This window comes from Mesorhizobium sp. M0408 (genome assembly GCF_040321495.1).
Taxonomy (GTDB): domain Bacteria; phylum Pseudomonadota; class Alphaproteobacteria; order Rhizobiales; family Rhizobiaceae; genus Mesorhizobium.
The window spans coordinates 92,864-102,284 of record NZ_JAMYRO010000021.1 but is presented as its reverse complement, the minus strand read 5'-3'; the positions used below and the strand labels follow the sequence as shown (position 1 = coordinate 102,284).

Sequence of the window (9,421 nt, the reverse complement as noted above, 5' to 3'; positions counted from 1 at the left end):
CCAGCCCGTCCGCCAGACTCAACTGACCCAGAACACGATCCGCCATCCCGAATCTCCCTGCTTCGACCATCATCACAGAATCACCGATCGGCTTCTGTGCAAAGGTCTCACAAGGGGAGAAGGGGGAGGCTGCGCTTGAACGTTAGTCGTTGCGCCTGAAATTGCGGATGCGGTCGAACAGCACGGCGAGCAGGATGGCGCCGCCGATGAACACGCCTTGCCAGAAGGCATTGATGCCGAGCAGGCCGAGGCTGTTGCGGATGACCTCGATCAGCGCCGCGCCGACGACCGCGCCGAAGGCTGTGCCCATGCCGCCGGCCAGGTTGGCGCCACCGATGACGGTGGCGGCGATCACCTGAAGCTCCATGCCGTTGCCGAGATTGGTGGTGACCGCGCCCAGCCAGCCGGTCTGGATGATGCCGGCAAGGCCAGCCGCCATTGCCGAGATCATGTAGACGACGACCTTGATCTGGCGCACCGGAACGCCGGTCAGCGTTGCCGCATGCTCGTTGCCGCCGATGGCGAAGATGTGCCGGCCGAATTTCGTCCAGCGCAGCACAAAGCCGGTGATCAACGCCAGCACGATCATGTAAAGCACCGGATTGGCGATGCCGAACACCCAGGCGCCGCCGCCCAGCGCCAGCAGCTTGTCGTGATCCGGCCCGAACTGGAAGACGACGGTGTTGTTGGAGGCGACCATGGCTAGGCTGCGTGCGATCGACAGCATGCCGAGCGTCACCACGAAGGGCGGGAAGCCGAGATAGGCGATCAGAACCCCGTTGAAGGCGCCGATGATCAGCGCTGTGGCGATCGCAGCGGCAATGCCGATCTCGATGCCGTAGCCGGCATGCATGGTCACGGCCAGCACCATCGAGCACAGGCAAAGCACCGAGCCGACCGACAGGTCGATACCGCCGGTGATGATGACGAAGGTCATGCCGAGCGCCACGATGGCGACGAAGGTGACGTTGCGGGTGATGTTGTAGAGGTTCTTGGTCGTGGCGAAGGAATCCGTTGCCACCGACAGGAACAGGCAGGCGAGGATGACCGCGATCACCACCCAGAAGGTCTGGCTGGCAAACACCTTGCTCAGCAAGGTGTGCTGCTTGTGCGCGATCGTCTGATCAAGGGTGACTGCCATTATCGACCTTTTTTACTCATGGTTGAGGCGTCAATCATACCTGTTCGATGGCGCCGGTGATGAGTCCGGTGACTTCTTCCGGCGAACTCGATGCGATCGTCTTGTCGGCGACCTTGCGGCCGCGCCGCATGACGATGACGCGGTCGGCGACGTCAAAGACGTCGGGCATGCGGTGGCTGATCAGCACGACGGCGATGCCCTGGTCGCGCAAATGGCGGATCAGGTTCAGCACCTCGGCGACCTGGCGCACCGAGATCGCCGCCGTCGGCTCGTCCATCAGCACGATCTTGGCCTGCGAAAGCATGGTACGGGCGATCGCCACCGCCTGCCGCTGGCCGCCCGACATTTGCTTGACCAGGTCGCGCGGGCGGGTTTCGGATTTCAGCTCGGCGAAGATCTGGCCGGCACGCTTGTACATCGCGGCATAGTCGAGGATGCGAAGCGGCCCGAGGCCGCGGCGCAATTCACGGCCGAGATAGACGTTGGCGGCGGCCGTCAGATTGTTGCACAGTGCCAGGTCCTGATGGACGATTTCGATGCCGTGCTGGCGCGCCTCGACCGGCTTGTGCAGGATCAGCTCCTTGCCGTCCATCTGCATCGTGCCATGGCTCGGCGGGAAATTTCCGGCGATCATCTTGACCAGCGTCGACTTGCCGGCGCCGTTGTCGCCCATCAGGCCGACAACCTGTCCGGCCTCGATCGACAACGAAACGTCGTTGACCGCCTGGATGGCGCCAAAATGCTTCGAGATGTTGGTGAGTTCGAGAACCGCCACCAGCCTTCTTGCCTCCCCGTGCTTTGCGGCCTGCGGTTCTGCCGCGGCCATTCGCTCTCCCCAGTTCCTCCCGGAAGCAGCGATTTTGCCCATTTACGCATAAGCCTCCTTGGCGTCAACCACGGCTTCTTTCGAAAAATCAGTTTTGTAGGACAAATAGCATTGACGTCGGTGACAAGGCGATATTAGCTAAGTGTCGGAGGAGCTTGCGCCGAGCCCCCGGGTTGCCGGAAGGAATCGGTGAGGGTTTGTCGGTCAGGGATTTGGTAACCAGCGATATCTGTCGGTGCCGGTCTGAGACTGAATATGAAAATGCTTATCGACCTGGCTTGGCGACACGAGTGCGACGTCCTCTGTCATCTTGCTCCGGGTCGGTCTGTGTGTGGCGGGCACGCCGTGTCCGTTTGTTTCAAAGGGAGGACTGACATGAGGAAATCACTATTGCTCGCTGCCGCCGCCGTCATGGCGCTGGGTGCCGGGCCGGCTATGGCCAAGAAACAGCTCGTCATCGTGGTGAAGGGTCTGGACAATCCATTCTTCGAGGCCATCCACCAGGGTTGCGAGAAGTGGAACAAGGAAAACGCCAGCTCGGAATATGAGTGCTTCTACACCGGACCGGCATCGACCTCGGATGAGGCCGGTGAAGCCCAGATCGTCCAGGACATGCTGAGCAAGCCCGATACGGTGGCAATGGCGATTTCGCCATCGAACGCGCCGCTGATCGCGCAGACGATCAAAAGCGCCAATCCGTCGATCCCGATCATGACCCTCGACGCCGACCTCAGCAAGGAAGATGCGGCGCTGCGCAAGACCTATCTCGGCACCGACAATTACCTGATGGGTCACAAGATCGGCGAATACATCAAGAAGGCCAAGCCGAATGGCGGCAAGATCTGCACCATCGAAGGCAATCCGGCCGCCGACAACATCCTGCGCCGCGCGCAGGGCATGCGTGACGCGCTGTCGGGCAAGGACGGCCTCGCGGCGCTGGCGGGCGAAGGCGGCTGGACCGAAGTTGCCGGCTGCCCGGTGTTCACCAATGACGACGGCGCCAAGGGCGTGCAGGCGATGACCGACATCCTCGCCGCCAATCCCGATCTCGACGCCTTCGGCATCATGGGCGGCTGGCCGCTGTTCGGCGCTCCGCAGCCCTACCGCGACCTGTTCAAGCCGATGGCCGACAAGATCGCCAGCAACGCCTTTGTCATCGGCGCCGCCGACACGATCGGCGACGAGGTGGCGATTGCTCGTGACGGGCTGGTGACCGCACTGGTTGGCCAGCGGCCGTTCGAGATGGGCTACAAGGCGCCCTCGGTGATGATCGACCTGGTCGACGGCAAGCCGGTCGCCGATCCGGTGTTCACCGGCCTCGACGAATGCACCAAGGACACGGTCGACACCTGCATCCAGAAGTAGGTCGGCAATTTCGGGGCGCCCTTCGACGGGCGCCCCGTTCGCACTGTCCATACAAAAACGCACGAGGCGACGCTGCTTTGGAGCGTAGGCCGCTGCTTTGCCGTGCCCTGAGTTCAGGCTTTCGACAAGCAGTTGCCGGGGAATACCAATGCCGGACGCGACATCAAAAAAGCGACCCGCCAAATTCAAGGCAGAGCCTGGGCGGCCGGCCGTCGTTCGGCGTGCCGATGCCGCACACTTTCCCGGCTCGAGTGTGCACGCCTCGCTCGCCAACGAAATCGGGCTGAGGATCGTGCGCGGCGACTATCCGCCGGGAACCATCCTGCCCAACGAAGCCAAATGGTCCGAGACCTTCGACGTCAGCCGCTCGGCGGTGCGCGAAGCCATAAAAATGCTGATGGCGAAGAGCCTATTGGCGTCACGCCCGAAAATCGGCAGCTGGGTCGAGCCGAAGGAGCGCTGGAACCTGCTCGATCGCGACGTGCTGGCCTGGTATGCGACCTCGCCGGACCGCGAGGTGTTCCTCAGGACCGTGCAGGAATTCCGCCACATCATCGAGCCGGAGGCCAGCGCCTTTGCCGCGATGCGACGCACCGACGAGCAGATGGCCGAGATCAGCCAGGCCTGCCGCGAGATGGGCGAGGCGACCAATCTGCAGGAGCGCACGCGCGCCGACACGCGGTTTCATCTCGCCATCCTGCGCGCCTCGGGCAACGATCTGCTGGTGCCGCTCGGCGTGCTGATCGAATCGGCGCTCGACCATTTGTTCCAGTTCGTCACCCGCGAGACCAGCGATCAGCGGCGGGCGCAGGCACTGCACGAGGCGATCGAGAAGAACATCCGCCTGCAGCGACCGGCTGCAGCCCGTGCCGCGGTGCACAGGCTTCTTGCCAACACCGACGACGTTATCGGCCGGTCGCGGCGGTGATTTATACCGCAAAGTCCGGCGCCGCCCCTCATCCGGCTGCCGCCACCTTCTCCCCGTATAGTGACGGGGAGAAGGGGCTGGCCGCGATCTTGGCACACTCTTTTGCAATGGAAATAGTTGGCGAAATCATCAGCGAAAGCGTCCTTCTCCCCGTCACTATATGGGGAGAAGTGCCCGGCAGGGCGATGAGGGGCGGCGCTGGCGTTGATTGAAAAATAGCGCGCCGTGCGCATTGCCCATGCGCTTAGATCGTCTGCATTTTTCGCATCCTTGGCCGGCATGACGTCGACACCGTTGAGCTTTGTGCGACCGGGGGGCATATTTTGTTCTTGCTTTGTGCCGGCAGCTATGCTACTAATTTCGGTATGGTGCTAATTGGCTCCAACGACCCGCCCACCGAGGCGGGTTTTTTGTTTCTGGCTTTCTCTTCGATCGGACGTTGCGTGTTGCAATGCACCGACTTTTCGACAACACCGACGACGTCATCTGCCCGGTTGCGCTATTGATTTGTCATATAGGTTGGTGCTGCCCCTCATCCGGCTGCCGCCACCTTCTCCCCGTATAGTGACGGGGAGAAGGGGCTGTTCTTGCAACGCAGGCAGTTGGCTTGCAACGCAGGCAGTTGGCGAAATCATTGGCGAAGGCGTCCTTCTCCCCGTCACTATACGGGGAGAAGTACCCGGCAGGGTGATGAGGGGCAGCGCCGGCCTCGATTGAAGGCAGTGTACCGGGCGTATCGCACAAGCCTCAGATCGTCTGCTTCTTGCCATCCCTGGTCGGCATGAGGTCGACGCCGTTGACCTTGCCGATATGCGTGGCCAGCATCGGCACATACTGGTCGGCGGGGCCGGCCGCGAAGGCGCCGGCGAAGGCGTTCTTGGTGGCGTTGCCGAGCGGGTTGGCGATGCCGGCAGCACCCGCCATGGACTCGAGATAGGTGAGGTCCTTGAAGGCATTGGCGATGGTGAATTTGTGCGCGTCGCGGTCGCCTTCCAGCGTCCAGCGCATGAAGGTCTGGTAGAAGCCGCAATCCATGCGGCCGTTGCGGATGACGCTGTCGAAGCGCGGCGGCGAGATGCCGACCTTCTGCGCCAGCGCCAGCGCCTCGGAATAGATCGCGGCATAGCCGAGCGAAATGAAATTGTTGAGCAGCTTCATGCGGTGGCCATCGCCGGTGTCGCCGATGTGGACGATGCGTCCGGCCCAGGTTTCGAGCACCGGCTTCAGCCGGGCAAAGACCGCATCGGGGGCGCCGACCATGGCGTCGAGCGTGCCTTCCCAAGCCTCCTTCGGGGTGCGGCTGAGCGGGGCATCGACATAATCGACGCCGAGCCCCTTGAGTTCGGCGGCCAGCGCCACCGTCGAAACGGGATCAGAGGTCGAGCAATCGACGACAACCGATCCCTGCTTCAGGCCTTCCTTGAGGCCGCCTGGGCCGCGGATGATGGCTTCGACCTCGCGCGAGCCGGTGACGCAGATGAAGACGATATCGGATGCCGCCGCGACATCGCGCGAGGTCGCCGCTTCCTTGGCACCGCGGCCGAGCAGGTCTTCTGCCGGCTTGCGGTTCTTGCGGCCGAGAAACGTCAGCGGATAACCCTTGTCGACGATGTTCTTCGCGATCCCGTGCCCCATCAGGCCAAGCCCGATGAAGCCGATCTTTTCGCTCGCGGCGGTCGTGTTCATGTCGTTTCGTCCTATTTGCAGTGATGGATGACGGCGCTGCACCTTGCCGGCGAATTGTTGAAGCGGGTTTTTGCCGCATGCCATGGCAGGCGATTGCAGAGTTCGATATTGTCTGACAATACACATGAATTCCAGGGAGAGCAAAATGACAAAGCGGATCATGTTCACCGGCGGCAGCGGCAAGGCCGGGCGCCATGTCGTGCAGTATCTGGTCGAGCAGGGCTGCCAGGTGCTCAACATCGACACCAAGCCGCTCGACAATCCCAAGGTGCGCACGCTGATCACCGACATCACCGACAGCGGGCAGGTGTTCAATGCGCTGTCGAGCTATATCGGCCTGCATGAATTCGACCCTTCGCTGCGCTCGCAGCCGGTCGATGCGGTCGTGCATTTCGCGGCGATCCCGCGCATCATGATCACGCCCGACAACGAGGTGTTCCGCATCAACGCGCTCGGCACCTACAACGTCATCGAGGCTGCGGTGAAGCTCGGCATCCGCAAGGTGGTGATCGCCTCCAGCGAAACGACCTACGGCCTGGTCTTCGCCAACGAACCGCGCAACCCGACGCATTTTCCGCTCGACGAGGCGTACGACGTCGACCCGATGGACAGCTACGCGCTCTCCAAGGTCGTCAACGAAAAGACGGCGCGCGCCTTTGCGCTGCGCAGCGGCTTCGACATCTACGCCTTGCGCATCGGCAACGTCATCGAGCCGCATGAATATTCGCTGTTTCCGAAATGGTTCGCCGATCCGGGTTTCCGCAAGCGCATCGCCTGGAGCTATATCGACGCGCGCGACCTCGGCCAGATCACGCTGCGCGCCATCGAGAAGGACGGACTCGGCTACCAAGTGTTCAACGCCGCCAACGATGACACCTCGTCCGACCTGCCGACAGCCGAACTGCTGAAGCGGTTTTATCCCGATGTGCCGGTCAAGGGTGAACTTGGCGAATACGAGACGCTGCTCTCCAACCGCAAGGCGCGGGACATGCTCGGCTTCCGGCCGGAGCACAGCTGGCGGAAATACGTCAAGACGGCCTGACCGGGCGCACCTGACGCGGAGCCGCCACTGGGCCAGCCCCGATTTTTTCGTCATGAGGCTAGGCTCACGCGTTTGCCGCGCGGCAATCGAGCTACTTGTCTTTCCAGAATTCGGCCTGGAGTTGTGCCGCTTCATCGGCAAGCAGCGGGCCGACGACTTCAGTCGGACGCTGCCCGGCTTCGAAGACGATCCTGCAGGGCAGGTCGAGTGTGGGGTTCTCGACATGTGCGCCCGTCAACCCCTTGAGGTCATGTTCGCTCTGCCCAAAGACGACCCGTCCGATGCCCGCCCAATAGATTGTCCCGGAGCACATCGCGCAAGGTTCGGCCGAACTGTAGAGTGTGCAGGAGGCCAGCTTTTCGAGACTGACATTCATCCCCGCCCACGAGGCCAGCAGCCTTTCGGCATGAGCGGTGCGGTCGCCCCCTCCGGCTTTGTAACCATTGGGCTGCTCGCGCAACACATTGCCGTCCTTGTCGGCCAGAAGCGAACCAAAGGGATGTTCGCCGGCATCGCGGGCCCTGCGCGCGACTTCGAACGCCTGACGGAGCAGGCGCTCATCATAGGGGCGTTGTGGCATCGGCAGATCCTCCGCCGGTTGACCATAGTGCCGAACGATCCGCCGACACAAGTTGGCGGCCAAGGCAGTGGGTCAGTTTGAAATTTGGAATCAGATCGTTGGTGAGATTGGCGCGCTCCATAGGCGACGTGATACCTGGAACTTCTATGCTTAGCGCTAAGCGATAATTCGGGTTGTATGCGACTCGCCTCCGTGTCAGCCTGCTTTCAATTTTAAGAACATGTATTGATTTTAATGTCAATAGACCTCATATTAGAGCAGTGTCTTGCCGACCGCCGCCTTGTGGAGGTCCGCTCGATCATACCAGGGCCTCGGCCAAGGATTGTGTATGCGCCGCCTGTTGTTCTGAAGGAATTGGACCCGGACACCGCATATAGCGTTGATGAGGAAAATGCTGGTCAATTGCGCGCTTGGATTGATGGCTTCACAAAAGGCAGAAGGGTTACGGTCGGAAGCGACAGCAATCGACATGTCGATATTAAGATTCTCAACCCTGTCGACGACGAAGTTTGGGAGCTCCGAAAGAGAGATAGACCGAGCACGAGAATATTTGGCCGCTTTGCCATGACGGATGTGTTCATCGCAACAAACATACGTACATCACGCGATCTTTTCAGCCTTCAATGGGTGACAGATGGATATATTAGATGGCCTGTATGGCGTGAAGAGATAAGGCGCTGCAAAGCGGTCTGGCGGTCTCTGTTTGTAACATATAATCCAGTATCAGGAGGTAATTTGGATGACTATCTCACTAACGCGGCTGATGAGCGCGATCAAAGAACCTAACATTGCAAAATTTTGGATAGCGTACTTTAGGGAAAATTTTCGTGGCGAGATCAATGATCAGTTACTCGAAGCCTTTCACGAAAGTGACATCACCAAGGCGGATATTGCAAGAAAGCTCGACAAACGCCCAGAGCAGATAACGAGATGGCTCTCTGCTCCCTGTAATCTTGAGTCAGACACAATCTCTGACATCGCATTGTCCCTTGGCTATGTGCCAAAGATACGATTCGAGAAGATCGGAGCTGAGCAATCCAACAATCGAACGCATGCTTTTTTGGCTAGATATGAGGCGACTACTAGTCGCAGAGAAATAAGCGCGCCAATGCAGAAAACCTCAACACAAGTTAGGGAGATGACCGTTGCCTACTAGGGCGCCAGATTTTAGGTTCGTACCGGCGAGCTCAATCGGTATCCGGTTTACCGACAACGACTCGAGCATAACATTCGGGGTGGAAGATGAGAGCAGCGACGGCAAGATTTACGAACAAGTAGCTATTGTGATGTCTCACAAGACGCTGAAATTGCTTGGGCAAGTGATTCAACAAACGATCAATCACTATGAAGAAGTTTCTGGGACCACTATTTTCTTTGACGCCACCAAGCTCGATGCGCTGAAGCAAGCTCAGAAAGCAGTGCCTAGCGATTAGCCGATCGCTTCGCGGGCGCTTTCTTCGCGATCTCAGCGCGCCGTTCCGGTGTCATGTTCTCGGCACGCTTCTTGCCACCCTTCGCGCCAAGCGCCTTCGTTGCTGGGTCTTTGCCGTCGTCAATGACTTCGTCGGCTTCCTCGCCTGTAGCAATGCGCATGACGCGGACGCGTTGCCGATCACGTGGGCGGGGCGCTTCTGGTTTTAGGACCCCGTTGGATTCCGAATGGCCTCCCTTCGAGACGCTACCGCATCCCGCCACTTCGTAGGGCCAAACTTCTGGGAGAGAACGGCCTCTGTCCAGGTTCGGCACCGTTTCGGTTCTGTCTCCTAGCGCGATCCATTTATCAGGGAGCGCTCTTTCATTCGAGGCAGTTGCCTCATCCCTAAATTGCTGCAGGGCGACTGACAATTGCGCTG

General features: G+C 60.2%; 9 protein-coding genes. 5 read left to right on the top strand and 4 right to left on the bottom strand.

Annotated features, from left to right (window positions below; genetic code table 11):
• Positions 1–142: 142 nt before the first annotated feature.
• Together NKI67_RS23640 and NKI67_RS23635 are read right to left on the bottom strand one after the other, a co-directional pair.
• Positions 143–1,141, bottom strand: a complete 999-nt coding sequence (locus tag NKI67_RS23640) for an ABC transporter permease (protein ID WP_352458732.1) — start codon at positions 1,139–1,141, stop codon at positions 143–145.
• A gap of 34 nt (positions 1,142–1,175) precedes the next feature.
• Positions 1,176–1,916: an ATP-binding cassette domain-containing protein gene (locus NKI67_RS23635; RefSeq protein WP_023675804.1), complete on the bottom strand. Its 741-nt coding sequence runs from the start codon at positions 1,914–1,916 to the stop codon at positions 1,176–1,178.
• 426 nt (positions 1,917–2,342) lie between these two features.
• Between NKI67_RS23635 and NKI67_RS23630 the strand changes: the two genes are divergently transcribed.
• Complete coding sequence (locus tag NKI67_RS23630; protein WP_023675805.1) at positions 2,343–3,332, top strand: sugar-binding protein; 990 nt, start codon at positions 2,343–2,345, stop codon at positions 3,330–3,332.
• 148 nt (positions 3,333–3,480) lie between these two features.
• The gene (locus tag NKI67_RS23625) at positions 3,481–4,260 is read left to right on the top strand and encodes a FadR/GntR family transcriptional regulator (RefSeq protein ID WP_023675806.1); all 780 of its coding nucleotides are present in this window, start codon (positions 3,481–3,483) and stop codon (positions 4,258–4,260) included.
• 747 nt (positions 4,261–5,007) lie between these two features.
• Here the strand turns inward: NKI67_RS23625 and NKI67_RS23620 are convergent.
• Positions 5,008–5,946, bottom strand: a complete 939-nt coding sequence (locus NKI67_RS23620; RefSeq protein WP_352647076.1) for an NAD(P)-dependent oxidoreductase — start codon at positions 5,944–5,946, stop codon at positions 5,008–5,010.
• Positions 5,947–6,091: 145 nt separating this feature from the next.
• Here NKI67_RS23620 and NKI67_RS23615 point away from each other — a divergent pair, with 145 nt between their 5' ends.
• Positions 6,092–6,988 carry an NAD-dependent epimerase/dehydratase family protein gene (locus NKI67_RS23615; protein ID WP_352647073.1) on the top strand — a complete coding sequence of 299 codons (897 nt, stop codon included), beginning with the start codon at positions 6,092–6,094 and terminating at the stop codon, positions 6,986–6,988.
• Between the two features lie 91 nt (positions 6,989–7,079).
• On the opposite strand, the gene NKI67_RS23610 is transcribed toward NKI67_RS23615, so the two are convergent.
• Positions 7,080–7,568 carry a nucleoside deaminase gene (locus NKI67_RS23610; protein ID WP_352647071.1) on the bottom strand — a complete coding sequence of 163 codons (489 nt, stop codon included), beginning with the start codon at positions 7,566–7,568 and terminating at the stop codon, positions 7,080–7,082.
• A gap of 739 nt (positions 7,569–8,307) precedes the next feature.
• On the opposite strand from NKI67_RS23610, the gene NKI67_RS23605 reads away from it, so the two are divergent.
• Both NKI67_RS23605 and NKI67_RS23600 read left to right on the top strand, forming a co-directional pair.
• Positions 8,308–8,724, top strand: coding sequence for a hypothetical protein (locus NKI67_RS23605; RefSeq protein ID WP_352453263.1), 417 nt, complete (start codon positions 8,308–8,310; stop codon positions 8,722–8,724).
• A 79-nt stretch (positions 8,725–8,803) separates the two neighbouring features.
• The gene (locus NKI67_RS23600; protein WP_352453264.1) at positions 8,804–9,001 is read left to right on the top strand and encodes a hypothetical protein; all 198 of its coding nucleotides are present in this window, start codon (positions 8,804–8,806) and stop codon (positions 8,999–9,001) included.
• Positions 9,002–9,421: the final 420 nt, after the last annotated feature.

What these genes read in the sequence shown, in the direction of transcription:
- NKI67_RS23640 (WP_352458732.1), bottom strand. Translation starts at nt 1,141, where the DNA reads ATGGCAGTCACCCTTGATCAGACGATCGCGCACAAGCAGCACACCTTG.
- NKI67_RS23630 (WP_023675805.1), top strand. Translation starts at nt 2,343, where the DNA reads ATGAGGAAATCACTATTGCTCGCTGCCGCCGCCGTCATGGCGCTGGGT.
- NKI67_RS23625 (WP_023675806.1), top strand. Translation starts at nt 3,481, where the DNA reads ATGCCGGACGCGACATCAAAAAAGCGACCCGCCAAATTCAAGGCAGAG.
- NKI67_RS23620 (WP_352647076.1), bottom strand. Translation starts at nt 5,946, where the DNA reads ATGAACACGACCGCCGCGAGCGAAAAGATCGGCTTCATCGGGCTTGGC.
- NKI67_RS23615 (WP_352647073.1), top strand. Translation starts at nt 6,092, where the DNA reads ATGACAAAGCGGATCATGTTCACCGGCGGCAGCGGCAAGGCCGGGCGC.
- NKI67_RS23610 (WP_352647071.1), bottom strand. Translation starts at nt 7,568, where the DNA reads ATGCCACAACGCCCCTATGATGAGCGCCTGCTCCGTCAGGCGTTCGAA.
- NKI67_RS23605 (WP_352453263.1), top strand. Translation starts at nt 8,308, where the DNA reads ATGACTATCTCACTAACGCGGCTGATGAGCGCGATCAAAGAACCTAAC.